The following is a 24193-nucleotide window of genomic DNA, read 5'->3' on the forward strand; positions in this document are numbered from 1 at the left end:
CTTAATATTATATTTCGGAGAGATAGCGAAGAGGCTAAACGCGGCGGACTGTAAATCCGCTCCTTCGGGTTCGGGGGTTCGAATCCCTCTCTCTCCATACCTTTACGGGCATAGTTTAAAGGTAGAACTAAGGTCTCCAAAACCTTCAGTGTGGGTTCAATTCCTACTGCCCGTGTTATATGGCGGGTGTGGTGAAGTGGTTAACACATCAGATTGTGGCTCTGACATTCGGGGGTTCGATTCCCCTCACTCGCCTATTTTAATATTGGGGTATCGCCAAGCGGTAAGGCAAGGGACTTTGACTCCCTCATGCGTTGGTTCGAATCCAGCTACCCCAGTTCAACTATATGCCGGCGTGGCGGAATTGGCAGACGCGCTGGACTCAAAATCCAGTGTCCGCAAGGACGTGCCGGTTCGACCCCGGCCGCCGGTATAGTTATAAAGACAAGGTTTCTAAGCCTTGTCTTTTATTTTGTGCTTGTAGTTTCTCTTGTTTGAGTTACTAAAAATTACTATTTTTTTTGCATTGGACTTGCAATTTGAAAAATTTAGTGCTACACTATGGGTAGTCGAGATTGAACAAGATACGCTCTTTTTGAGAAAGGAGGCTTCGTAATGAGGAGCGTTCGAGCAAGATTGCATAGAGGTGCAATTGACACATTAGTAATTTTTGGAGGAAAAATTTATGCCACTTAGCCCAATACTTGTTAAAGATATCTGTGATGCTGTTTTGAACGATTGGAGACCAGAGTACGATTTTTTACCAGACCACTTTAGGTTACCACTAACAAAGTCTGAGTTTTATAGTACTTCGTTTAATACTTTAAATAATAGAACCATTAGTGATTATATTAAAGAAAAAAATGAGGGGTCAAAATACTACTATTCTACGTTCAAAAGGAGGGCGGAGATTATTATTAGTAACAATATCTCAAACTTGGTTCTTGGCAACGTAGATAATACTACAATATTAAATGCATTGTCACAAGTTAATTCAAAGAATGTCAAGGCAGTAACTGAGTTTTTCATAGATAATGATAAATTTGATATTACATTATGGAGTGATTTTCTGCTTGAACATAATCAAATTTTAGGTATAGAATTTGCTGATGAAATTTTTTTGTTTTCTACCTTGTGCTATATCAGAAATATTATCAGTTTCTATGGATTGCTACCTTTTCAAGTTGAGTTTTCAATAGATGACGACTGTATCTTCTTCTATTGTGTGGATTTCACTAATAAGAAGTTCACTTACTTTGTTAGTTTAACTAATCCTTTGGCATCACATTTTCTTAATTAAATTTGAAGAGGTTACGACTAAAAGTCTAAACCTCTTTTTCTGTTTGACAGTTTATAGTACACTTTGTTAGTTTTTAAAGTTCATGATTGTAGATACCTTCTGCCATACTATTTAAATATAAGACATCAAAATATTTCTTATATTTACTCATCATGTAGCCGAATTTAAGTATGAATTGGAAGTCATCTAGTAATTTTCTTTCATTTCTATAAAATAAATTTCCGTCTTGTATGATTCCTAATTCTTTTTTATATTTCTCAATTTCATTTAAGATGTATTTCTCTTCTTCTTCAGATAAGTCTTGTTTTAGAAATATTACAACCTCTGCATTATGACTTTCTTTCCATACTTTTGGCTCGAATTCCATACGATTATATTCACCAATTGCAATATTATTAAATTGAAATGTTTCAAAATACCTAGTATATCTTGAAAGTCTTAAAGCAAAACTCACGCTATAAGGGTAATCATCAAATTTCTCTACTTCATTTCTATAATATATATTTCCTTCCTGTATTATGCCGTAACGTTTTTTTAACTTGTTTATTACTTTCTGAATATAAGTTTTATCGTCTTCGCCAAGGTTTTCTTTTATTAGAATTTTAACTTCGAAATTATGTTTCATTGTTATACCTTTCATATTATTTAGATTTTGTTGATGTTTCTTTTAGTTAGTATATCAAATTTTTATAGCAGGTCATCAAGTTTATCAGCCAATGCTTTTTGTTTGCTTGGGTACAAGTGGGAGTAAGTATCAATCGTAGTCGTGATTGAAGCGTGTCCCAGTCTTTCTTTGACTACTAGATAATCTTCCCCCTGGTTAATCAGCAGGGAAGCGTGTGAGTGCCTAAAATCGTGTATGCGTATCTTTTTTAGTGTGTCATCGCGTTCAAGGATTTTCTTGTATTGCTTCTCAATAGCATTTTTCGTAATTGTGAGAGGGTTACTTTGAAACACTTGGAGGGTTAAACTGTCGCTTGTAAATTGTTCCAACAGGTGTTTTTGTTGCTGTTGCCAATGCTGTAGTTCTTGGCTTAATTTTTTATTTATAATAATCATCCTAGTTCCTGCTTTAGTCTTTGTTGTGCTAATGTGGCTAATTCCTTTATTGACATAGATAGATTTTGTGATATGAATTGTATTGCTTGAGAAGTCGATGTCTTGCCATGTTAGTGCTAGTGCTTCTCCAAGTCTTAACCCTGTAAAGAACAAAACGGTAAATAGTAGTTTGATATTGTATTCTTCAGGCTCAAACAGCGTTAGAAACTGCTGAAATTCTTCAACTGTCCAAAACTGCATTTTTGTTTTTTCAATTGGTAATTTTTTTAGTAGTTTTACAGGATTTGTAGCGTAATAACCTTTTCGCAAGCCTACGTCAAAGATTTTTTTGAGTAATATCATTATTTTATTGATAGTATTTGTACTTAACGGTTTATTTGAATTTTGAGCTACTTTCTGTTTAAGATATTCCCTAAACTGATATATGTCCTCATATGTCAATTTTCCAACATTATCAACCTTTGAAAAATAATCTTTAATATGTCTGTTGTAGTTATTATCTTGAGTATTGATATAGCTAATCTTGCGACAATTTATGCTATCTTCTTCTTTTAGCAGTTCATAGAGCATAGAAACAGTTATTTTAGCCCCATAGAAGCGTTCTTTTAGCTCTACACTTCTTAGGTAGTGTTCTGCTTCGGTAGCTTCTTTTTTGGTCTTGTAGCCCTTTCTAACTACTCTACGTTGTTTTAGTGTTATTGGGTCAAAGCCATTGCTAATATCAACTATCCAACCGCCGTCTTTATCTTTTCTAATTGCCATATATTACCCCCTAGAAAGAGAGCTATTTTGAACATCAAAACCAAGTAATTCAGTAGCGATAGAAGCAGGGATAGTTCCAATACGCTTATTTTGATATACTCTAAATCCTCTTGCTATTAGAAGCTCTTTCCCCTGTCTGATGATACGTTTAGAAGTTCCTTCAGAGAAACCAAGGGCAACAAGGTCATTTTTATTTACAGTTGCTATCATGTGACTTACTCCTTTAATCATCTAATTTTATTTTCTTATACTTTACAAGATTATCGAAATACTGACCGTCTTTATAAACTTTGCTAGTGTATTCCGTTTCATATAGTACGACTGAACTATCATAGTTGAAAACTTCATAGGTGTAAAACTTATCTTCATCAGGCTTTTTCAAATTACGTGATGATAAATAGGCTTGTTTACCGAAATTTTCCAACAATTCTTGTCCAATTCCTTTTTCAAAATACTTAGTAACATATCGGCCACGATTTTCTTTGCTATCAACATCAACTTTATTTATCCGTACTGCTCCGTGTCCCCAAAGCTCTAATAGTTTCTTATGTGGAATATAGGGAACGCTGAAAAGTAGAATATGAGCATGCCATGCTCCACGTTTTTGCTTTTCTAATACTGCTATATATCTTAATTGGCTTTTCTTAGTTTTAAATATGTGATAGTTAAAGCGTTTGATAAATGTTTTGAGTAAGTCTTTGAATTCGTTTCTCTCGCTGATATTTTCTTTAGTGGTCAAGGTAAGAAAAGAAGTCGTATCATCAAAGTTACAATCGACTAGGCGGAGTAAGCTCCACTTTGCTTCTAAGCGAGTTTTTTTCATGCGTTCAAGACGTTGTTCTTGTTCTTCTGGTGTTAGTTCGTCAAATGTTCTGCGTTTTGATTTTTCCTTGTTTTCAGTATTAGTATCTGTAATTGATTTTCCTTTTGAAAATATTGGCTTATCATATTCCCAAATTTCAATATAGGAAGAAGTGCGGACTATTTTTTTATTATATGAGGTCATAAAAAATAGTTCCTTTTTGATTGGCTTTCGCCAAAAGATTGTCTATATAATAAATAAACTAGGAGGAGCAAAGCTCCTCCCTACTTCTATCATGTGATCCTAAGCACCGCTCCGCTAAACACGCTTCCAGCTTGCCGACCTCCAGTCGGCAGTTTTGCCTAGGTACATGATTAGAAGTAGTTATGTATTATTGTTTAATATTTGGGTTAAACTTATTGGACAAAAATCATTTACATCAACCCCTACATTTATCGCATTGTTCCCCAAAACTTTTGAATAGTAATCAGGACAATCATTGTGAACATGACCGTATAAAAGAATACTTCCTTGTTTTTTACCCTCCCATTCTAGTATTGGGTAATGGAATAAGATAAATTTTCTTTTGTTATGTTTAAATGTATAGTAGGGCTTTATAAATACAAATTCAGATGTATCAAAATCAGGGTGATTTATATAATCATCATGATTTCCATGAATCAGATATTTTTTTCCCTTAAGTTGTTTTAGGGTATTATTGATTTCTTTAATATCAGCACGGAAAAACATATCTCCAAGAATATACACATCATCGTTATTTTTGATTCTATTATTCCAGTTTGTAATCATAGTATTATTCATTTCTTCCACATTTGAAAAAGGTCTATCACAAGCTAAAATAATATTTTCATGAAAGAAATGAGTGTCAGCAATAAAATATTGCATAGGTAACCCTCCTAGTAGTTATATGATTGAGTGACGGTATTATAACAAAGAACGGGTATGATATGACTTTTACCAACACAACCATCAATAAAATAATGATTTTTTTGGTCATAGTAGATTTTCCCAAGATAGCTTGGGTCATTTGCGACCTCTGAAGAAGCAATGTGTCCTGAAATAATATCCTTATAAAAAAATCCGATACTTGCTGGAAATTTGTTAGTAAAAATATCAGGATTAGAATACAATTTCCAATTTTCTCCGAACTCTTCATCAACTCCAGCATGGACAAATATTTGATTATCAGTCTCATAAAAACGTTCTGAATTAAAATATTTATTTCTAAACCAATCTACTATTGCAGGATATTCAGAAGTAACACAGTCTCTTATTTTCTTGTTAATTTGGACTAGGCATTCTTCATCAGAAAGAGAAAAATCTGATAAAACTGTATCAACGATATTTTTTCGCCTATTCTGACCAATGAAACTAATTATAGTATCATAAGAAGTGTATTTAGAAGCTCCGTCTTCCTCAAAGAGCCACTCAGAAAAATATTCTTCATGATTTCCTAATAAAGTGATAACTTGGTCAGGAAACTTCTTTTCTAGTTCAATGATTTTTGATATAACTTGAAAAGATTGTGAACCGCCATCTATGTAGTCGCCAAGCAATATAAGTCGATTGTCCGTATCAGATAAATCCACTTTTGACAGGCTTTCAATAAATTCATCATAATGCCCATGAATATCGGACATGGCATAAATTTTAGACATATAACCTCCTACTGAAATGACTTCTTACTCATTTCTTATCCATTCTTGAGTTTGCATCCACTTTAATATATCTTCAATTTGTTGAGGTTTGAACTTATATCCACCTTCCCAACTTAAATCTTCTTCAGCGATACGATGTAAAGAATGAAAGTCAATTTGGTGTGAGAACCTTATATAATTTGTATTTTCCCAATATTTGAGTGGCTCAAACCAAATTCGTTTATTATTAGTATGAGGAGTATCATCAATAAAAAATATCATTACTTCTAATAAATCTTTTATTGCTTGTAATTCTGAATCGGAATATTTTCCAGGAGGTTGAGAATAATAGTTGACATCTTCAATCATTGGTTTCTCCTATCTTGCATTTACTGCGTAGACATAATTTAAGTAATTAGCAAAATCCCCCATTCGTTTTCTATCGTCATGAAACTTATCAAACCAAGAGGTATCATTTCCAATTTTTTCAGCGTATCGTTTAATAATTTTGAGTTGAATAATAATTGAATCATGAATCCGCGTCCTTGATTTATTAGCAGAATCCTTCTCGGCTAATGGTATAGTTAAGAACTTACCACGTGCCTCGGCATATTGAGCACATAGCTCAATTAGTCTTTGCCAGTATTCAAGGAATTCTGAATCATGAATATTTACCGAGCTGATTAAATCCTCATAAATTTTTTCAGCCTGTTCAAAAGTTATGATTCCTTTGTCTTTTAGAAAATCGTTATAAGTGAAAATTTGCATTGTAAAACTCCTTTATATGTTTTTGTTATATTTTAACATAACTATTTTGTTACAGGTAAGACATCAGAGCAAGCAAACCAAAGATTGCCATTGAATTGTCCAACGTTCAAATCTTTAAGTGCAACAGGACAAGTCTTGTTGTTTGCCATTTCTTGAACAGAAGCAGTAGGGGTTAAAGTGTTGACCTTGACTTGAATCATTTCCATAAAGAAATCTGAGGTTTCATCTTGAATTGATACATTGAGGCGTAAAGCTATTGGTTTATTGGTTTCTCTGTCTAAGACTTCAGTATATCCTTTTACGGCAAAGAAGCGATTACCAAGGAGCTCAGGTTTCAAAAAATCATTTAGTTTCATAATAGTTTCCTTTCTTATCATCGCTGAGCGATGAGGAACCGATATTTCTACTGAAAATCTTACGAATTTCAGTAAAAATATCGATTGCAATTAGTTGGTTTCCTCTAAATATAATTGTAGTTCGCTTATAAAATTAAATTGTTTGGTATCTAAGTAGGGGCTTTCCCAGTATTGAGCGTTTTCTCTTCCTGAACCCTGCATATAAAGATAGCCAGCTCCCTTTACTTCAATAGGTTTCAAATTGTCAGGAGTAGCAGAGCCAAAGACCATTCTATAACCTTCATTAGAATTGGCACCAAGAGCGATTCTCAATCCCAAGTTATCTCTAAGGTCAGTATTTAAGGTTTCGGCTCTCATTTGTTGGGCTGATACAAGGATAAATATACCTGATTGCCTTCCAAGTAAAATAATTTGTTTAATTCCGTCCATAACTTCGGCAATGATTTCTCTTGATTTTTTATCTATCCCTGACGCTTGAAATGCCCCCATTTCATCAAAAATCAGCCATAGAGGTTTAAAGCCATGGTCTGCAAAGTTTGAGCCGTATAGAAAGTTATCACGCATATATTGATATCGTTCCTGCATTTCTTCGACTACTAAACGGACAATACGAGCGATATTATTAGGAGTGGTTGCTACATATTTTTCTCCAAAGTAATGTGACAAGCTACCCAGGTCAGAGTTTTTTGGGTCTGCTATGTAGACAGTTGATTGTCGCTTGAGAAGTTCTAAAATCAAGAAAGTAATAAAAACTGACTTTCCACTTCCTGTACCTCCTGAAACCAAAATGTGAGGGCATTTTACAGGGTCATAGATTATTCCGTATCCTAAATCAATATTAAGGTTGTTAGTCATTTGTTTTTGGCTGTGAGATTGTAGAGTTAATCTTTCTGGTTTTTTGTAGTAAAAGTGGTACTCTACAAAACTAGGACGGATAATTTTCTCGTCTAATTCAAGTTCGAGAACTCCAGCAAGGACATCATTAAGTGACTGTACTTTTTTGCTAAATTCATCGCCTGTAATCAGAGCTTTAATAAGTACGTGACCCTTTTGCCTATCTAGCTCATATTCTAAGGTTGCACTCCTAATAATTTTTTCATGTCCTGTACTATCTTTTTGAGCAGTATAAAGTCGGTTAGTATATAGCACATACAATAAACTTTCTCTAATTATTAAATAAAAATCTAGGTTATATCTGAAAGATTTTAATTTAAGGTGGATTTTATATATAACAAAACCACTTAGTAAGAAGAATGGGATTTGAAGAAAAGCAGGTGCCCTAATATTTACGATAATAGTAAATAGAGTGCAGACCGTCAGTCCTAGTATCAACCAATGGACTACTCTTAATCGACGACTTGAAATAATGTAATTTCTTGTTAAATCTGCTATATGTTTCAGTCTAATCATAAAATCTCCTCTCTACTATTAAAGTGAGATAGTTGCAGTTAGGATTGCGTGGTCGGGGTAACCGACTTTATTTTGATAATCAGGATTTTTTATGAATTTCCAGGAATAATTTTCATTTGATATAGGGACATTAGCGAAAATATGGTCTAATTTACAATACTTCCAAGAATTTACATCTGATGGAGTATATGCAGTTAAACCTGATTGACTCATTTCTTTGACAAGTAATGGATAAGAGTAAAATTCCCTAGCTTTTCCTTGGTAGGAATAAACATCATCATTTTGTTTGAAGAAGCCATTATTAAAGTCGCCTAGAACTATTGTGTTGTCTTGCCTTAAAGGTAAATTTGCAATTAGATTATCTAACTGTATTTTGCGTTCTTTAAAATCTTTAATAACATCTTTTCCACCAATTTTTATACGAGTACCGATAATATTTAACTCTTTACCAAATATATTTACTGTAACTCGCAAAAAATTTGGATTACTATCATCATTATCAATGGTAGTGAATTTACTATCAGTAATTAAAGAACTTTTAATAGCTATTAGAATTTCATTTCCAAAATCAAGAGTACAGTCATCTACAAAAATTTCATAGCCAATATCTTGTAATCTAGTACAGAATAAATTATGGTTTTCAGTCTTTACATACTCTGTTAGACATATAATATCTGTGTCTAATTGTTTTAGTTCAGTTACAACCATATCAGGAATTTGTTCTCCAATCCCTGAGCGTTGGTTGATATTCCAAGTGGAAATCGTAAGTTGTGTCATAATAATAAACCTTTCTATTAGTAAATCAGCAAGAGGGGGAAATCTCCTCCTAGTCGTTTAGTCCGTCAAAAATTTCTCCTTGTTCGTCCTCATCATAATAGCTTTCCAATTCTTCGTAGAAGTAATCTAAAGTTTCTTGGTCAATTTCAAACATGAACCCACCTCGTTCTAATAAATTTAAAGCCAAAATAATTATTCATTTTTGACTACCCATTGATTTAAAATTATAATAGATGAAATAAACATCTATTATAAATAAATATCTGTACCTTGCCTTTCTAGTTTGTAAGCTTTCAAAATCATTCGAATAATAAATGAACGGTAGACGGTTCTTTTCATTTTTAACACTTTATTGAAATGGTCTCTGATTTCATACATTATATTGATTGTTTCTTCGGTTAAATTAAGAGTTGTAGGATTGACAGAAGTATAATCTGCTAAAATATCATCAAATTCAGGTTCATTTTGAACAAACTTCCAATTTACTTTCTGAAAATTTTGTTTAAAGTGTTCAAAAATCTCATCCAGAATTACTCCAGAGGTTTTTTCTTCCCCTTTCTTTAGATATTCTAATTTTAATTCCTCCAAAACGATACGACCTTCTTTAGATAATCTCATTTGAATCCTCATTAAGAATCCCTCTTTCTAAAAAGTTTTTAATTTATTGAGTATTGACTACCTATAGTATAACACTAAATTTTTCATATGGCAAGCAAAATATAAAAAATATTGACTTCAAGTTAGCCTTAGTATGTGATTGATAATTATTTACAGGGAGGTTATAATAAATTCAACACATAGTAAAATAATAATTGGAAAGTGAGACAAAATGGGATATTGGGATGATGTAATTCAATGGGTTGAGGAATGGAGACCTGTTAATTATTCAGTTACTGAAGATGAAGATTTTGAGACAGTAAAGCAGAGAGTAGTTAGAGACTTTCAATATTATCTAAAATTACTTGATGATGGTACTGAGGAAAGCCGTGATAAAGTTTATAAATCTTTTACTTTCAGTAAGTTGTTTGGAGAAGAACTTGGAACAGACGAGGAACTTAATCAGTTGAGCAAAGAAATAATGGATAAATTGAAGAAAAGTAAATCCTAAAAAGTTACTAAAAATAAAAAAATCTACCATTTTTTTGATAGAAGTAGTTACTTATAATGCCGATTTTATCGGTTTTCATCCTATTAAAACTTCGAGTGCCAAACTCAAAATCCAGTGTCCGCAAGGACGTGCCGGTTCGACCCCGGCCGCCGGTATAGTTTAAAGTTATTGAAAAGACAAGGTTTCTAAGCCTTGTCTTTTCTGGCTCATTGTCAACTGTAGTGGGTAGACGAAAAGCTAACACCTAGAGAGGACGAAATTCGTTCTCTCTTTTTTGGTGTTTCTTTTTTATTAAGAAGGCTTACGAGTTGCTATGGATAGATATACTCTTTTTCAGTAAATTTTCCTTGTTTTTTTGTTTTCTATGTGGTATACTTAACAAGTTAATTAAAAGGTTAAGGGGATGCCTATGAATCGTATTGCATTAGAAATTGAGAAGTACCTGCACGAGATTGTTTTGAGTTCGGAGAATCAATTGGAGATTTTGGTTGGATCTTGTCAAAGCACGGTGAAGTTGACGAATACGCAGGAGCATATTTTGATGCTTATTGAAAAGGCTGCATATACTAATACTGAGATTGCTAAGGAGTTGAATGTTAGTCAGGCTGCGATCACGAAGGCTACAAAATCATTAGTTGCTCAGGGGTTATTGGTAGCGGTTAGAGATGATAAGGATGCTCGTATTGTTCGCTTTAGTTTGACTGAGGCTGCTAAGCCTATTGCTGCAGAGCATGCTCATCATCACGCGCATACCTTGGAAGCTTATGAAGAGCTTTTGGAACATTATAGTCTTGAAGAGCAGGAGTCAATTGCTCGATTCTTAAGTGAGTTAGTGGAGAAGATTAGAAAATAAATGAGATATATTACTGTGGAAGACTTGTCGTTTTACTACGACAAAGAACCGGTTTTAGAACATATTCATTATTATCTTGATAGTGGGGAATTTGTGACTTTGACTGGTGAGAATGGCGCAGCCAAGACAACCCTCATTAAGGCGACTTTGGGGATATTGAAGCCCAAACAAGGGAAGGTTTCTATTGCTGAGAAGAGTATAAAGGGTAAGAAGCTAAGAATGGCCTATTTACCTCAGCAAATTGCAAGTTTTAATGCTGGTTTTCCAAGCACGGTTTACGAATTTGTAAAATCAGGGCGTTATCCTCGACAAGGTTGGTTTCGTCGTTTGACAGCCCATGATGAGGAACATGTTCGGATTAGTTTGGAATCAGTTGGTATGTGGGAACATCGAGATAAGCGCTTAGGTGCTTTGAGTGGTGGGCAGAAGCAACGTGCGGTCATTGCGCGTATGTTTGCCTCTGATCCAGATATTTTTATTCTGGATGAACCGACAACAGGGATGGATGCAGGGACCAAAGATGCTTTTTACCAGCTCATGCATCATTCGGCTAAGAAGCATGGGAAGTCGGTTTTGATGATAACTCATGATCCTGATGAGCTGAATAAGTATGCTGATCGAAACATTCACTTGGTTCGTGATCAGCAGTCTCCTTGGCGTTGTTTCAATGTTCATGAAGCGGATGAGGAGGTTGCCCATGTTTGATCTATCTGTATTTCATTATGACTTTATGCAGCGTGCTTTCCTGGCAATCATTGCGATGAGTCTGTTCTCGCCCATTTTGGGGGGCTTTTTGATACTTAGACGGCAGAGTTTGATGTCGGATACTCTTAGTCATGTTTCGCTGGCAGGGGTTGCATTTGGTTTGGTATTGGGGATTTCACCAACACTTTCGACTGTTCTTGTCGTTATTGTGGCAGCTGTATTTTTAGAGTATTTGCGTACGATTTACAAGAACTTTATGGAAATTGGGACGGCTATCCTGATGTCGACTGGTTTGGCTATTTCGCTCATTGTCATGAATAAATCTGGTGGGAAATCAGGGCTTAGCCTGGAACAATATCTGTTTGGTTCGATAGTGACCATTAGTCAGGAGCAGGTAATTGCTTTGTTTACGATTGCTGTGATTGTCATTGTGCTGACATTACTATTTTTACGTCCTATGTATATTCTTACCTTTGACGAGGATACGGCATTTGTAGATGGATTGCCTGTGCGAGCTATGTCCATTGCCTTTAATGTGGTGACTGGTGTTGCCATTGCTCTAATGATTCCTGCGGCAGGTGCTTTGCTGGTTTCAACAATTATGGTTTTGCCTGCTTCTATTGCATTGCGACTTGGTAAGAGTTTTAAAGCTGTTATCTTTACGGGGATGGGCATAGGCTTTTTTGGAATGGTCATGGGGTTGCTGACTTCTTACTATGCAGAAACCCCAGCGAGTGCAAGTATTACCTTGATTTTCATTAGTATTTTCTTACTGGTGAATGTTGTTCAAAAATTTAAAAAATAAGGAGTTAAGATGAAAAAAGTTGGTTTATTATTCTTTTCTGTCTCAGCTTTGCTTTTAGGGGCTTGTAGCAATAGCACAGCTTCTGAAGATGGGAAGTTGAATATTGTAACGACCTTTTATCCTGTTTATGAGTTCACCAAGCAGGTGACAGGTGATGAAGCTAATGTTGATCTGTTGGTTAAGGCTGGGACAGAGGTTCATGGTTATGAGCCGTCAGCTAAAGATATTGCTCGTATCCAAGAGGCAGATGCTTTTGTTTATGAAAATGAGAATATGGAAACATGGGTCCATGATGTTGAAAAATCACTTGATACAACAAAGGTTAATGTGATTAGTGCGACGGAGGGGATGTTGCTTTTGCCTGGCGGTGAGGAGGAACATGAAGGTCACGACCATAGCGAGGAGGGGCATAGCCATGCTTATGATCCGCATGTATGGTTGTCTCCTGAGCGTGCCATCACACTTGTAGAAAATATTCGTGATAGTTTGGTAGCTAAATACCCAGAAAAGAAAGATGCTTTTGAAACAAATGCGGCAGCCTATATTGAGAAATTAGATGCTTTGGATGCTAAATATTCTGAAACATTATCTGCTGCGAAACAGAAATACTTTGTTACACAGCATACTGCATTTGCATATTTGGCTTTGGACTATGGTTTGAAACAAGTTTCTATTACAGGTGTTGCTGCAGATGAAGATCCAACTCCATCACGTCTAGCAGAATTGACAGAGTATATTAATAAATATGGTATTAAGTATATCTATTTTGAAGAAAATGCGTCAAAATCTGTTGCAGAAACACTTGCCAAAGAGACTGGAGTTCAGTTGGACGTTCTTAATCCTCTTGAAAGTTTGACGGATGAGGATATGAAAAATGGTAAGGATTATATTTCTGTTATGGAAGATAATCTGACTGCCCTTGAAAAAACAACTTCCCAAGAAGGTTCTGAAATTTTGCCAGAAGAGGGTGCTGAGACTGCGCAAACTGTTTATAATGGTTATTTTGAAGATAGTGCCGTAAAAGATCGTACTCTTTCAGATTATGTAGGTGAGTGGCAATCTGTTTATCCATACTTGCTTGATGGTACACTAGATCAGGTCTGGGATTACAAGGCTAAGATCAAAGGTGGTATGACAGCTGAAGAGTACAAGGTTTATTACGATACTGGCTACAAAACAGATGTTGATCAAATTAACATTACAGATAATACCATGGAATTTGTAGTGGGAGATAAGAAAGAAAAATTCACGTATAAGTATGTGGGCTACAAGATTTTGACCTACAAAAAAGGAAATCGTGGTGTTCGTTTCTTGTTTGAAGCAACGGATGCAAACGCAGGTGACTATAAATATGTTCAATTTAGCGACCACAATATCGCACCTGTCAAAACAGGTCACTTCCATATCTATTTTGGTGGAGAGAGCCAAGAAAAACTGTTGGAAGAATTGGAAAACTGGCCGACCTACTATCCAGTTGGATTGACTGGTTTGGAAATTGGTCAGGAAATGCTGGCTCATTAAGAGAGTAAGGCTGAACGGATTGTTCAGTCTTTCTTCTTGACAATTTTTGACTACAAACGTAAACTAAAGTTAGAAAATTATTGTTGGGAGGTGAATGTGTGGAGCAGACGATTTCAGCTGCGGAGTGGCAGGTCATGCGGGTCTTGTGGGCCCAGCCTGGTGCGACTTCCCAGGAAATTATTCAGGTCTTGCAGGAAGGCTTTGATTGGCAGGCGACGACCATTAAGACACTTTTGGGGCGGCTGCGGAAGAAAAACTATTTGAGAATGGCTAAGGAAACTAGCAAGTACCACTACTACCCGCTTATCAGTGAAGAGGACCATTTGCAGGGGCAGGTGGAGCTCTTACTGGCTACCATATGCTCCACAAAGCAGGGACAACTGGTTGAAAACTTGCTAGAGACAGGGATATTTTCCAAAAAGACTTTAGAAAAGTTGGCGATAAAAATTCGTCAGTTGCAAGAATCAGCACCTGAGCATGTGGTCTGTCAGTGCTTGGCGGGGCAATGTACCTGTGGTCATCATAAAAAAGGAGAACTACGATGAAACAAATCTTGAAGTTGAAAAACCTGTCTTGTCAAAACTGTGTTAAACATGTGACCAATCGCCTCTTGGACTTGGATGGGGTGGAAGAGGTGAAAATCCAGCTGGATCAGCAGTTGGCGGAGGTGGAAACCTCTGTAGCCTATGACTTGGAAGGTTATCAAGAGGCCTTGGAAGATACGGTCTATGAAGTAGAAGAGTTGGTATAAGCGAAAAAGCAGCCGTCGGGCTGCTTTTTATAATGCTTTGAGAAAATGAGTCAGGTCCAGCTGTACTTGTGCAAGTGAAATTTGGTCCCAGAAGCCGTCTGATCGAAAGCGTGGAATCAGGTGGACATGGAAGTGGGTTCCAGCATCAAACAAGCGATCGTTGCAGGCTATGGTCACACCGTCAATTGTCAATGCTTGGCAGAGTTTATCAGTCAAAAAGACTTCCAAGTCCGATAGCTCATAGCGAACAGCAGAAGGGATTTGGCTGAGCGTGTCATAGTGTTCCTTGCTGATAATCAGTAGATGCCCTGTTTGGACAGGGTCAATATCCCAGACGACCTTGAAATGTTCCGTCTGGTAGAGAATATCTTCTTCTTTGAGTTGGTGGCAAAAAATGCAGGTCATGTCTTTTCTCCTAGGTTAGCAGAAAAGGAAATCACATAGGATTTCCTTGGGAATTATATGTGTTTTACTCTAACTGCCATTTTTTCTTTCCGCTCCTGCCGTCTCTTTTCGAAGAAGGCTGCTCCTAGGAAAGATACGATTGGGCGTAAAATGTAGAAATAAAAGGCAAGTGTCGGATTAAAGTAAGCAAATAGGATAACGACGATGTTGAAAAGGGCGACGGTCACCAATTGTCGTAAGTGTGCCATGGAAACAAACCGCTTTGTATATGTTGTTCCGGCAAACTTTTCTTGTAGGACAAAGTAATTCAAAATGGATTGACAGAGATTGACTGCAATGGTCACGACCCCATAACCAACAACAGCCGTGGTAGTTATGCCTTCCATCATCCACCGAGTAAAGAGGGGAATGAGGGCTAGCGTTGCCATAAAGTTGAATTGAACAATCAAGATTTTGCTGGTTGCGTGCTCAATCTGTCCCAGAATCTTGTGGTTGTCATACCAAAAATCCGCCACGATGAAAAAGGATACAAAGAAGATGAGGATGCCAGTGAAAAAGTGATGTGTATCAACAGTGTCGCTCGGTAAAGGAATTTCCAGCAACATCATGGTGATGATAACCCCAATCACTGCGTCGGAGAACACCTCCAGATGTTCCTTCAGGCGTTTGGCACGACGTGTCTCATCCTCACGATAGAGTTGGTCCAAAAATGCTTGACGTTCATCGGCAGACAAATGCTCTAACTCAGGATGCAAAAGACTGGCTTCCTGAGCCATTTGTTCAAAGTAGTCGTTCAAAAATTCTTGATTTTTAGGATTTTGCTTGGTATTTTTCATCGCTTAATAAGTCAAAACAGAATACTTCTTCTTCCCACGACGGATAACGGTCAACTCGCCGTCAATCTTGTCACTGTCAGAAAGGGTATAGTCCAAGTCCTGCACACGCTCACCGTTGACATAAATGGCACCATTTTGCACATCTTCACGAGCTTGGCGTTTTGAGTTGACAATACCAGAGGTGACTAGGAGTTCAACGATGTTAAGGTTGTCTTCAGCCTGTACAGCGTAGTTTGGAACGTTGCTGAGGCCCTGTTTGAGTTCTTTTGCGGACAGATTTTTGATGTTGCCTGCGAACAATTGCTCGGTGATGTTAAGGGCTTGGTTATAGGCTTCTTCACCGTGAACCAATGTCACGACTTCCTTAGCCAAAATCTTCTGAGCCAAACGTTCATGACGGGCAGCGTCAAATTGTTTCTCGATTTCAGCAATCTCATCTAATGACAAGAAAGTAAAGATTTTCAAGAAACGAACAGCATCATCGTCCATGACATTGAGCCAGAATTGGTACATTTCATAAGGGGAAGTCTTGTCGGCATCCAACCAAACGGCGTTGCCTTCAGACTTACCGAACTTCTTACCTGTCGAGTCGGTGATAAGTGGTACAGTCATGACATGACCAGACTTGTCAGCCTTGCGGCGAAGCAATTCAGTACCTGCTGTCATGTTGCCCCACTGGTCAGAACCACCGATTTGTAGGGTCACATTGTGCTTGTCATTAAGCTCGTAGAAGTCATAGCCCTGCATGATTTGGTAAGCAAACTCGGTGTAGGAAATCCCTGTTTCAATCCGTTTTTTCACAGAGTCCTTGCTCATCATATAGTTGACCGTGTAGTATTTACCAACATCACGAAGGAAGTCGATAAAGCTGATGTCTGAGAACCAGTCGTAGTTGTTGACCATTTCGGCCTTGTTGTCACCATTTTCAAAATCCAAGAAGCGAGAAAGCTGACCTTGAATTTTTGTCACCCAACCGTCCACGGTGTCCTTGGTTTGCAAGCTGCGCTCCGCATCCTTGAAGGAAGGATCGCCAATCAGACCAGTCGCACCGCCAACTAGGGCGTAAGGCTTGTGGCCAGCCAACTGCAAACGACGGCTGGTTAAGATAGCAACCAAGTGCCCCAAGTGTAAACTATCTGCTGTTGGATCGTATCCAGTGTAATAAGAAACCTGTCCTTCTGTCAATGCTTTTACCAAGGCTTCTTCGTCTGTCGTTTGAAAGACCAAGCCACGAGCTTTTAGTTCTTCAAAAATGTTCATGTGGGCTGTCTCCTTTAGGTTTAATATACAGGACCATAAATCATTTTATATGATTTTTGGACCGAACTTCATTTTAAAAAATTTCTCCCTATTATACCACGAAATTGCGGAAAATAAACAAAATTTGGTATAATGGAACGATAAGGAGTTAATATGACGACTAAATCAGATAAGCAAGATTTTAAAAAGAAAATCAGTGCCCTAGGCTTAGGGGATGTAGTAGGAGTTTTCCTTCGGACGCTGAAATTATTATTCAATTCAGTAGCTGTCTTGGTGTTCCTATTCGGTCTTTTTGGTGCGGGCATAGGAATTGGTTTCGTGGTTAGTCTTTTTGATGACGTTAAGATTCCCAAAACAGAGGAACTGGTAGCGAAGGTTTCAGAAGTTAGTCGGATTTCCACCGTTACCTATTCGGATGGTAGCTTGGTGTCGGAAGTTAATTCAGATCTGCTTCGTGTACCCATTACTTCGGAAGAGGTCTCGAATTATCTAAAACAGGCTGTAATTGCGACAGAGGATGAAACATTTGAAACCCACAATGGGGTTGTGCCTAAGGCTGTTTTGCGTGCGGCACTGGGATCAGTTGGTCTAGGTTCATCTAGCGGTGGTTCAACCTTGACGCAGCAATTGATAAAACAGCAACTTGTCGGAGATGCTCCAACCTTTACGCGTAAGGCTAATGAGATTGTTTCGGCTTTGGCATTAGAGCGGAATATGACCAAGGAAGAGATTTTGACCATTTACTTAAATGTTTCTCCATTTGGTCGAAATAATCAGGGACGAAATATTGCAGGGGTAGAAGCTGCGGCTCAGGGAATTTTTGGTAAACCAGCGAAAGACTTGACTGTTCCGCAGGCTGCTTTTATTGCAGGCTTACCTCAAAGTCCGATTGTTTATTCTCCCTATGCATCAGATGGAACACGTAAATCAGATGAAGATATGATTTACGGTATTGAACGCTATCAAGATGTTCTCTTTAATATGTATCGGGCGTCATTCTTGACCAAGGAAGAATACGAAACCTACAAAGCTTACGATATTAAACAAGATTTTATTGCTCCAGCTCCTGTAATGGCGGATACGAAAGATTATCTCTACTACGAGGTCATGGAAGAAGCGCAAGAGGTTATGTTTGATTATCTGGTAAAACGCGATAAGGTTTCTGAAAATGACTTGAAAAACGATGAAACTAAGGCTTCCTATGAAGAATTGGCTAAGCAAGAATTGAGTCAAGGCGGCTATACGATCAAGAGTACCGTTGATCAAGTAATCTATGCGGCGATGCAGTCTGTTGTGGCAAATTATGGCTCTGTTTTGGATGATGGAAACGAATATGTCGAGACAGGCAGTGTCTTAATTGATAATGCCACAGGGGCCATTTTAGGATTTGTGGGTGGTCGCGATTATGCAACCAACCAAAATAACCATGCCTTTGATACTCTTCGTTCGCCAGCGTCAACCATCAAGCCTCTGTTAGCTTACGGTATTGCGATTGATCAAGGTTTGATAGGTTCTGCCAGCATCCTTTCCGATTATCCAACGAACTTCTCAAGTGGACAACCGATTATGTATGGTTCAGGACGTGGTACTGGTATGATGAACTTACAGACGGCTATTGACCGTTCTGTTAACATTCCTGCTTTTTGGACCTATAAGATGATGAGAAATGCAGGTGTAGATGCCAAAGCGTACATGGATAAAATGAATTATCATATTCCTATGTACGATATTGAAAGTGTACCGTTGGGCGGTGGTGTTGAAATTTCAGTATTGACAAATACCAATGCCTATCAAACTTTGGCAAATGGTGGCGTTTATAACAAACATTACATTGTTGAAAGCATTACTGCTTCTGATGGAACAGTAGTGTATCAGCATGAAGCGGCTCCGGTTCAGGTCTATTCTAAAGCAACTGCAAGTATTATGAACCAGCTTTTGAGACAGGTTGTCAACTCTGGTTATACTACGACGTTCAAGAGTCGATTGAGTGGTTTAAACCCACAGGCAGCATCATCTGATTTCGTCGGTAAGACGGGAACAAGTAATGAAGTCAATGACGTGTGGCTCATGCTATCAACCCCTAGAGTAACTTTAGGTACCTGGGCTGGGAATGATGATAACTCAGAAATGTATGTCTGGACAGGCTACCACAATAATTCACAATATGTGGCCTATATGGTTGATGCGCTTTACAATGTTAATGCGGATATGTTCGCAGGAAAATTTGAATTAGACAGTAGTGTTATTGCTTCTAGTGTCGTTGCTTCTACAGGTCAACGTGCAGGGACGACACAGGTAAATGGGCGCCAAGTAACAGTTGGTGGTGCGATGACAACTAGTTATTGGGCTAAAAATGGTGCACCAGTAACGAGTTATAACTTCATGGTTGGGGGGACAGATAGTGACCGAGCACAGGCTTGGAATACAATTATCGGTTCCCAAACGCCAACATCAAGTAGCTCAACCCAACGAAGCAGTTCGACTCGGAGTAGAACGAGTTCTTCAGCTAATAACACGAACCAGTCATCAGAAACGCAAACAGCAACTAGTGAGCAAGCGAATAATGATTCACCTTGATTTTTCCTAGTACTTGTGCTATAATAGCGTAAATTATTTGTCGTGTGTCTTGTTTGAAATATTGTCCAGACAAGGCTTGCAGCAGTTAAATCAAACTTTTTCAAAGGAAGATTTAGCTGCTCTTTTTGTGTCTATGAGGAATTTTTTTGAGAATTGTTACCTATTCTTAAAGATTCTAAAAATTCAGAAAAAGGATGAATATTAGTCATCACATGGCTGTATATAATTGAACTCGGGCTACACTCCTGTAGAACTTTGACTTTGTTTACCCCTTGGCGTCGTAAACGTCTGAACTTTCTTCGACATTCTGTCAAGAAAGTCCTGGTCGTTCTGACGAGGATGCGTCAACGAAATCAAAGATTTCGGACTTACCGCTTATTTTCTTTTGGAGTGTTAAACGCCCTCGTATCTTTAATTGAACTCGGACTAAATTCGTCGGAAAAAAGATAAATCTCCTAGTGTCTGATGACACTTCGTTGATTTCCTATTTTCTCTCGAATTTTACGTCCTCGTATCTTTTAATTGAACTCGGACTAAATTCGTCGGAAAAAAGATAAATCTCCTAGTGTCTGATGGCACTACGTCGATTTCCTATTTTTCTCTCGAATTTTACGTCCTCGTATCTTTTAATTGAACTCGACCTAAAACCTGTGTGAAAAAGATAGAGCTCCTTGTGTCTGGTGACACGGCGTCACTCTCCTATTTTCACTTTGGTTTTCACGGTCTCGTATCTTTTAATTGAACTCGCCTACAACTCTGTGAAAAAAGATAAACAGCTCCTAGGAGGCTTGCCTCCGTCGTCGTGTTTCCTATTTTTCTTTGAGTTGTTTACGGCTTAGTATCTTATTACAAAGGAGAAAACTTTTGGCAGGACATGAAGTTCAGTACGGTAAGCACCGTACCCGTCGTAGTTTTTCAAGAATCAAGGAAGTTCTTGATTTACCAAATTTGATTGAAATCCAAACGGACTCTTTCCAAGACTTTTTAGATTATGGTTTGAAAGAAGTCTTTGAAGATGTACTTCCAGTTTCAAACTTTACGGATACCATGGAATTGGAATTCGTTGGTTATGAATTGAAAGAGCCTAAATACACATTGGAAGAGGCGCGTGCGCATGATGCGAACTACTCAGCTCCAATCTATGTGACTTTCCGTCTGGTGAATAAAGAAACTGGCGAGATCAAGACACAAGAAGTCTTCTTCGGTGAGTTTCCAATCATGACTGAAATGGGTACCTTCATCATCAACGGTGCAGAGCGTATCATCGTTTCTCAGTTAGTTCGTTCACCAGGTGTCTACTTCAATGATAAAGTAGATAAGAACGGTAAAGTTGGTTATGGTTCAACGGTTATTCCTAACCGTGGAGCTTGGTTGGAATTGGAAACAGATTCAAAAGACATTGCCTACACTCGTATTGACCGTACGCGTAAGATTCCGTTCACAACGCTTGTTCGTGCGCTTGGTTTCTCAGGCGATGATGAAATCTTTGATATCTTTGGCGATAGCGAATTGGTTCGCAATACCATTGAAAAAGATATTCATAAAAACCCAGCAGATTCTCGTACAGATGAAGCCCTCAAGGAAATCTATGAGCGTCTTCGTCCAGGTGAGCCAAAGACAGCTGAAAGCTCTCGTAGCCTTTTGACAGCTCGTTTCTTTGACCCACGTCGTTACGATTTGGCATCTGTTGGTCGTTACAAGATTAATAAAAAACTCAACCTCCGTACTCGTTTGCTCAACCAAACACTTGCTGAGCATGTGATTAACGGTGAGACAGGCGAAATTGTCTTGGAAGCTGGTACTGTATTGAGTCGTGATGTGCTTGAAAAAGTAGAAGCACAATTCGATGAGCTCAACTTGGTAGAATATATTCCAAATGACAACGCTGTTCTTCTTGAACCAGTTCTTTTGCAGAAATTCAAGATTGTAGCTCCTAAGGATCCAGAACGTGTTGTGACGGTGATTGGTAATGCTAATCCAGCAGAAAACGTACGTACAGTAACACCTGCGGACATCTTGGCTGAAATGAGCTACTTCCTCAACTTGGCTGAGGGTCTTGGTCGTGTAGATGATATTGACCACTTGGGGAACCGTCGTATTCGTGCCGTTGGTGAATTGCTTGCCAACCAAGTACGTATCGGTTTGACTCGTATGGAACGTAACTTGCGTGAGCGTATGTCGGTTCAAGACAATGAAGTATTGACGCCACAACAAATCATCAATATCCGTCCTGTTACAGCTGCAATTAAAGAATTCTTTGGTTCATCTCAGTTGTCACAGTTCATGGACCAACACAACCCACTTTCTGAGTTGTCTCACAAACGCCGTTTGTCAGCCTTGGGACCTGGTGGTTTGACTCGTGACCGTGCTGGTTATGAGGTTCGAGACGTTCACTACACTCACTATGGTCGTATGTGTCCGATTGAAACGCCTGAGGGACCAAACATCGGTTTGATCAACAACTTGTCTTCTTATGGTCACCTCAACAAGTATGGCTTCATCCAAACACCATACCGCAAGATTGACCGTGCAACTGGTACAGTTACAAACGAAATTGTTTGGTTGACAGCGGATGAAGAAGATGCCTACATCGTAGCACAATCAACATCACCACTTGATGAAAACAACCGTTTCGTTGATAAGATTGTTATGGGACGTCACCAAGGTAACAACCAGGAATTCCCAGCTGATTCAGCAGACTTCATGGATGTTTCTCCAAAACAGGTAGTTGCCGTTGCGACAGCATGTATTCCTTTCTTGGAAAACGATGACTCCAACCGTGCCCTCATGGGTGCCAACATGCAACGTCAGGCTGTCCCATTGATTGATCCAAAAGCGCCTTACGTTGGTACTGGTATGGAATACCAGGCTGCCCACGACTCAGGTGCGGCAATCATCGCTCAACACGATGGTAAGGTTGTTTACGCAGATGCGGACAAGGTAGAAGTGCGTCGTGAAGATGGATCGCTTGATGTCTACCACATTTCTAAATTCCGTCGTTCAAACTCGGGTACTGCCTACAACCAACGTACCCTTGTAAAATTGGGCGACATCGTAGAAAAAGGTGACTTCATCGCAGATGGACCTTCTATGGAAAATGGGGAAATGGCTCTTGGTCAAAACCCTATCGTTGCCTACATGACCTGGGAAGGTTACAACTTCGAGGACGCGGTTATCATGTCTGAACGCCTTGTGAAAGACGATGTCTATACATCTGTTCACTTGGAAGAATACGAATCAGAAACACGCGATACCAAGTTAGGCCCTGAAGAAATCACACGCGAAATTCCAAACGTTGGTGAAGATGCCCTTCGCAACTTGGACGAAATGGGGATTATCCGTATTGGTGCCGAAGTTAAAGAGGGCGACATTCTTGTTGGTAAAGTCACACCAAAAGGTGAAAAAGATCTTTCTGCTGAAGAGCGTCTCTTGCACGCGATCTTCGGTGACAAGTCACGTGAAGTACGTGATACCTCTCTTCGTGTACCTCACGGTGCCGATGGTGTCGTTCGTGATGTGAAAATCTTTACCCGTGCCAACGGTGATGAATTGCAATCAGGTGTTAACATGTTGGTTCGTGTTTACATCGCTCAAAAACGTAAGATTAAGGTCGGAGATAAGATGGCCGGTCGTCACGGTAACAAGGGTGTCGTTTCACGTATTGTACCTGTTGAGGATATGCCATATCTTCCAGACGGAACACCAGTTGACATCATGTTGAACCCACTCGGGGTGCCATCACGTATGAACATCGGTCAGGTTATGGAACTTCACTTGGGTATGGCGGCTCGCAACTTGGGCATTCATATCGCAACACCAGTTTTCGATGGTGCAAGTTCAGAAGACCTCTGGTCAACTGTTAAAGAAGCAGGTATGGATTCAGATGCCAAGACCATTCTTTACGATGGACGTACAGGTGAGCCATTTGATAACCGTGTGTCTGTCGGTGTCATGTACATGATCAAGCTTCACCACATGGTTGATGATAAACTCCACGCCCGCTCAGTCGGACCATACTCACTCGTTACCCAACAGCCACTCGGAGGTAAGGCTCAGTTTGGTGGTCAGCGTTTCGGTGAGATGGAGGTTTGGGCCCTTGAAGCCTACGGTGCTTCTAACGTCCTTCAAGAAATCTTGACTTACAAGTCAGATGATGTGACAGGCCGTCTGAAAGCCTATGAAGCCATCACCAAAGGTAAACCAATTCCAAAACCAGGTGTTCCAGAATCATTCCGCGTTCTTGTCAAAGAATTGCAATCACTTGGTTTGGATATGCGTGTCCTTGATGAAGACAACAACGAAGTAGAATTGCGTGACCTTGATGAAGGTGAAGATGATGACATCATCCACGTAGATGATCTTGAAAAAGCACGTGCAAAAGCCGCAGCTGACGCAGCCGCAGCCTTTGCCGCAGAAGAAGCAGAAGGCAAAGAATAATTAGAATGGATGGAACAAGTTGGTCCAAATCTCAGAACTGAAA

General features: G+C 38.7%; 25 protein-coding genes and 5 tRNA genes. 15 read left to right on the forward strand and 15 right to left on the reverse strand.

Annotated elements, in window-relative coordinates; genetic code table 11:
• Positions 1-16: 16 nt before the first annotated feature.
• The 6 genes from F9856_RS07665 (at position 17) to F9856_RS07690 (ending at position 1300) form a co-directional block, all read left to right on the forward strand.
• Positions 17-97, forward strand: a tRNA-Tyr gene (locus tag F9856_RS07665).
• A 7-nt stretch (positions 98-104) separates the two neighbouring features.
• Positions 105-175, forward strand: a tRNA-Trp gene (locus F9856_RS07670).
• Positions 176-182: 7 nt separating this feature from the next.
• A tRNA-His gene (locus F9856_RS07675) sits at positions 183-255 on the forward strand.
• 11 nt (positions 256-266) lie between these two features.
• A tRNA-Gln gene (locus tag F9856_RS07680) sits at positions 267-338 on the forward strand.
• An 11-nt stretch (positions 339-349) separates the two neighbouring features.
• Positions 350-433 (forward strand) — tRNA-Leu (locus tag F9856_RS07685).
• 252 nt (positions 434-685) lie between these two features.
• Positions 686-1300: a hypothetical protein gene (locus F9856_RS07690; RefSeq protein WP_202106249.1), complete on the forward strand. Its 615-nt coding sequence runs from the start codon at positions 686-688 to the stop codon at positions 1298-1300.
• Between the two features lie 73 nt (positions 1301-1373).
• Here F9856_RS07690 and F9856_RS07695 read toward each other — a convergent pair whose 3' ends face one another.
• The 12 genes from F9856_RS07695 to F9856_RS07750 form a co-directional block, all read right to left on the reverse strand.
• A complete protein-coding gene (locus F9856_RS07695) occupies positions 1374-1925 on the reverse strand; it encodes a hypothetical protein (RefSeq protein WP_202106250.1) in 552 nt (183 codons plus the stop codon).
• A 62-nt stretch (positions 1926-1987) separates the two neighbouring features.
• Positions 1988-3121 carry a tyrosine-type recombinase/integrase gene (locus F9856_RS07700; protein ID WP_202106251.1) on the reverse strand — a complete coding sequence of 378 codons (1134 nt, stop codon included), beginning with the start codon at positions 3119-3121 and terminating at the stop codon, positions 1988-1990.
• Between the two features lie 3 nt (positions 3122-3124).
• The gene (locus tag F9856_RS07705; protein ID WP_018377894.1) at positions 3125-3331 is read right to left on the reverse strand and encodes a DUF3173 domain-containing protein; all 207 of its coding nucleotides are present in this window, start codon (positions 3329-3331) and stop codon (positions 3125-3127) included.
• 13 nt (positions 3332-3344) lie between these two features.
• Entirely contained in the window at positions 3345-4127 is a 783-nt protein-coding gene (locus F9856_RS07710; RefSeq protein ID WP_004195527.1) for a rolling circle replication-associated protein, read from the reverse strand.
• A 180-nt stretch (positions 4128-4307) separates the two neighbouring features.
• Complete coding sequence (locus tag F9856_RS07715) at positions 4308-4829, reverse strand: metallophosphoesterase (protein WP_202106252.1); 522 nt, start codon at positions 4827-4829, stop codon at positions 4308-4310.
• Between the two features lie 11 nt (positions 4830-4840).
• Complete coding sequence (locus tag F9856_RS07720; RefSeq protein ID WP_202106253.1) at positions 4841-5602, reverse strand: metallophosphoesterase; 762 nt, start codon at positions 5600-5602, stop codon at positions 4841-4843.
• 24 nt (positions 5603-5626) lie between these two features.
• A complete protein-coding gene (locus F9856_RS07725; RefSeq protein ID WP_202106254.1) occupies positions 5627-5950 on the reverse strand; it encodes a hypothetical protein in 324 nt (107 codons plus the stop codon).
• Positions 5951-5959: 9 nt separating this feature from the next.
• The gene (locus F9856_RS07730; RefSeq protein WP_004195539.1) at positions 5960-6349 is read right to left on the reverse strand and encodes a hypothetical protein; all 390 of its coding nucleotides are present in this window, start codon (positions 6347-6349) and stop codon (positions 5960-5962) included.
• Positions 6350-6390: 41 nt separating this feature from the next.
• A complete protein-coding gene (locus F9856_RS07735) occupies positions 6391-6705 on the reverse strand; it encodes a hypothetical protein (protein ID WP_004195544.1) in 315 nt (104 codons plus the stop codon).
• Between the two features lie 90 nt (positions 6706-6795).
• On the reverse strand, positions 6796-8115 hold the full coding sequence (locus F9856_RS07740) for an FtsK/SpoIIIE domain-containing protein (RefSeq protein WP_202106255.1): 1320 nt from the start codon (positions 8113-8115) through the stop codon (positions 6796-6798).
• Positions 8116-8133: 18 nt separating this feature from the next.
• Positions 8134-8892 (reverse strand): endonuclease/exonuclease/phosphatase family protein, encoded by a 759-nt coding sequence (locus tag F9856_RS07745; RefSeq protein ID WP_202106256.1) that lies wholly within the window; start codon positions 8890-8892, stop codon positions 8134-8136.
• A gap of 249 nt (positions 8893-9141) precedes the next feature.
• Complete coding sequence (locus tag F9856_RS07750; RefSeq protein WP_202106257.1) at positions 9142-9510, reverse strand: hypothetical protein; 369 nt, start codon at positions 9508-9510, stop codon at positions 9142-9144.
• Between the two features lie 211 nt (positions 9511-9721).
• On the opposite strand from F9856_RS07750, the gene F9856_RS07755 reads away from it, so the two are divergent.
• The 7 genes from F9856_RS07755 to F9856_RS07785 all read left to right on the forward strand — a co-directional run bounded on the left by F9856_RS07755 (position 9722) and on the right by F9856_RS07785 (position 14635).
• The gene (locus tag F9856_RS07755; protein WP_202106258.1) at positions 9722-10000 is read left to right on the forward strand and encodes a hypothetical protein; all 279 of its coding nucleotides are present in this window, start codon (positions 9722-9724) and stop codon (positions 9998-10000) included.
• Positions 10001-10409: 409 nt separating this feature from the next.
• Positions 10410-10853: a zinc-dependent MarR family transcriptional regulator gene (locus F9856_RS07760; protein ID WP_004195554.1), complete on the forward strand. Its 444-nt coding sequence runs from the start codon at positions 10410-10412 to the stop codon at positions 10851-10853.
• The gene (locus F9856_RS07765; RefSeq protein WP_002936595.1) at positions 10854-11558 is read left to right on the forward strand and encodes a metal ABC transporter ATP-binding protein; all 705 of its coding nucleotides are present in this window, start codon (positions 10854-10856) and stop codon (positions 11556-11558) included.
• Positions 11551-12363, forward strand: a complete 813-nt coding sequence (locus F9856_RS07770; protein WP_202106259.1) for a metal ABC transporter permease — start codon at positions 11551-11553, stop codon at positions 12361-12363. The genes F9856_RS07765 and F9856_RS07770 overlap by 8 nt, the downstream gene beginning before the upstream one ends.
• Before the next feature lie 9 nt (positions 12364-12372).
• A complete protein-coding gene (locus tag F9856_RS07775) occupies positions 12373-13884 on the forward strand; it encodes a zinc ABC transporter substrate-binding protein AdcA (RefSeq protein ID WP_202106260.1) in 1512 nt (503 codons plus the stop codon).
• A 98-nt stretch (positions 13885-13982) separates the two neighbouring features.
• The gene (locus F9856_RS07780) at positions 13983-14429 is read left to right on the forward strand and encodes a CopY/TcrY family copper transport repressor (RefSeq protein ID WP_202106261.1); all 447 of its coding nucleotides are present in this window, start codon (positions 13983-13985) and stop codon (positions 14427-14429) included.
• Positions 14426-14635 carry a heavy-metal-associated domain-containing protein gene (locus tag F9856_RS07785; RefSeq protein WP_004195563.1) on the forward strand — a complete coding sequence of 70 codons (210 nt, stop codon included), beginning with the start codon at positions 14426-14428 and terminating at the stop codon, positions 14633-14635. Before F9856_RS07780 ends, F9856_RS07785 begins: the two co-directional genes overlap by 4 nt.
• Positions 14636-14662: 27 nt before the next feature.
• Here F9856_RS07785 and F9856_RS07790 read toward each other — a convergent pair whose 3' ends face one another.
• Genes F9856_RS07790 through tyrS form a run of 3 tightly spaced genes read right to left on the reverse strand, consistent with a single transcriptional unit; the run spans position 14663 to position 17136 of the window.
• On the reverse strand, positions 14663-15040 hold the full coding sequence (locus F9856_RS07790) for an HIT family protein (RefSeq protein WP_202106262.1): 378 nt from the start codon (positions 15038-15040) through the stop codon (positions 14663-14665).
• A 53-nt stretch (positions 15041-15093) separates the two neighbouring features.
• Positions 15094-15876: a TMEM175 family protein gene (locus tag F9856_RS07795; RefSeq protein WP_024397940.1), complete on the reverse strand. Its 783-nt coding sequence runs from the start codon at positions 15874-15876 to the stop codon at positions 15094-15096.
• A gap of 3 nt (positions 15877-15879) precedes the next feature.
• The gene (gene tyrS, locus F9856_RS07800; RefSeq protein WP_011922558.1) at positions 15880-17136 is read right to left on the reverse strand and encodes a tyrosine--tRNA ligase; all 1257 of its coding nucleotides are present in this window, start codon (positions 17134-17136) and stop codon (positions 15880-15882) included.
• A 153-nt stretch (positions 17137-17289) separates the two neighbouring features.
• Here tyrS and pbp1b point away from each other — a divergent pair, with 153 nt between their 5' ends.
• A complete protein-coding gene (gene pbp1b, locus F9856_RS07805) occupies positions 17290-19713 on the forward strand; it encodes a penicillin-binding protein PBP1B (RefSeq protein WP_202106263.1) in 2424 nt (807 codons plus the stop codon).
• Positions 19714-20577: 864 nt separating this feature from the next.
• Positions 20578-24150 carry a DNA-directed RNA polymerase subunit beta gene (rpoB, locus tag F9856_RS07810; protein WP_202106264.1) on the forward strand — a complete coding sequence of 1191 codons (3573 nt, stop codon included), beginning with the start codon at positions 20578-20580 and terminating at the stop codon, positions 24148-24150.
• Positions 24151-24193: the final 43 nt, after the last annotated feature.

Origin of the sequence: Streptococcus suis (genome assembly GCF_016743335.1) — a bacterium.
Classification (GTDB): Bacteria; Bacillota; Bacilli; order Lactobacillales; family Streptococcaceae; genus Streptococcus; species Streptococcus suis_Y.

Excerpts from the sequence above, each read along its gene's own strand:
- F9856_RS07700 (WP_202106251.1), bottom strand. The coding sequence starts at position 3,121 with ATGGCAATTAGAAAAGATAAAGACGGCGGTTGGATAGTTGATATTAGC.
- tyrS (WP_011922558.1), bottom strand. The coding sequence starts at position 17,136 with ATGAACATTTTTGAAGAACTAAAAGCTCGTGGCTTGGTCTTTCAAACG.
- pbp1b (WP_202106263.1), top strand. The coding sequence starts at position 17,290 with ATGACGACTAAATCAGATAAGCAAGATTTTAAAAAGAAAATCAGTGCC.
- F9856_RS07755 (WP_202106258.1), top strand. The coding sequence starts at position 9,722 with ATGGGATATTGGGATGATGTAATTCAATGGGTTGAGGAATGGAGACCT.
- F9856_RS07790 (WP_202106262.1), bottom strand. The coding sequence starts at position 15,040 with ATGACCTGCATTTTTTGCCACCAACTCAAAGAAGAAGATATTCTCTAC.
- F9856_RS07785 (WP_004195563.1), top strand. The coding sequence starts at position 14,426 with ATGAAACAAATCTTGAAGTTGAAAAACCTGTCTTGTCAAAACTGTGTT.
- F9856_RS07695 (WP_202106250.1), bottom strand. The coding sequence starts at position 1,925 with ATGAAACATAATTTCGAAGTTAAAATTCTAATAAAAGAAAACCTTGGC.
- F9856_RS07705 (WP_018377894.1), bottom strand. The coding sequence starts at position 3,331 with ATGATAGCAACTGTAAATAAAAATGACCTTGTTGCCCTTGGTTTCTCT.
- F9856_RS07760 (WP_004195554.1), top strand. The coding sequence starts at position 10,410 with ATGAATCGTATTGCATTAGAAATTGAGAAGTACCTGCACGAGATTGTT.
- F9856_RS07765 (WP_002936595.1), top strand. The coding sequence starts at position 10,854 with ATGAGATATATTACTGTGGAAGACTTGTCGTTTTACTACGACAAAGAA.
- F9856_RS07745 (WP_202106256.1), bottom strand. The coding sequence starts at position 8,892 with ATGACACAACTTACGATTTCCACTTGGAATATCAACCAACGCTCAGGG.
- F9856_RS07690 (WP_202106249.1), top strand. The coding sequence starts at position 686 with ATGCCACTTAGCCCAATACTTGTTAAAGATATCTGTGATGCTGTTTTG.
- F9856_RS07725 (WP_202106254.1), bottom strand. The coding sequence starts at position 5,950 with ATGATTGAAGATGTCAACTATTATTCTCAACCTCCTGGAAAATATTCC.
- F9856_RS07770 (WP_202106259.1), top strand. The coding sequence starts at position 11,551 with ATGTTTGATCTATCTGTATTTCATTATGACTTTATGCAGCGTGCTTTC.
- F9856_RS07730 (WP_004195539.1), bottom strand. The coding sequence starts at position 6,349 with ATGCAAATTTTCACTTATAACGATTTTCTAAAAGACAAAGGAATCATA.
- F9856_RS07735 (WP_004195544.1), bottom strand. The coding sequence starts at position 6,705 with ATGAAACTAAATGATTTTTTGAAACCTGAGCTCCTTGGTAATCGCTTC.
- F9856_RS07720 (WP_202106253.1), bottom strand. The coding sequence starts at position 5,602 with ATGTCTAAAATTTATGCCATGTCCGATATTCATGGGCATTATGATGAA.
- F9856_RS07740 (WP_202106255.1), bottom strand. The coding sequence starts at position 8,115 with ATGATTAGACTGAAACATATAGCAGATTTAACAAGAAATTACATTATT.
- F9856_RS07710 (WP_004195527.1), bottom strand. The coding sequence starts at position 4,127 with ATGACCTCATATAATAAAAAAATAGTCCGCACTTCTTCCTATATTGAA.
- F9856_RS07715 (WP_202106252.1), bottom strand. The coding sequence starts at position 4,829 with ATGCAATATTTTATTGCTGACACTCATTTCTTTCATGAAAATATTATT.
- F9856_RS07750 (WP_202106257.1), bottom strand. The coding sequence starts at position 9,510 with ATGAGATTATCTAAAGAAGGTCGTATCGTTTTGGAGGAATTAAAATTA.
- F9856_RS07775 (WP_202106260.1), top strand. The coding sequence starts at position 12,373 with ATGAAAAAAGTTGGTTTATTATTCTTTTCTGTCTCAGCTTTGCTTTTA.
- F9856_RS07795 (WP_024397940.1), bottom strand. The coding sequence starts at position 15,876 with ATGAAAAATACCAAGCAAAATCCTAAAAATCAAGAATTTTTGAACGAC.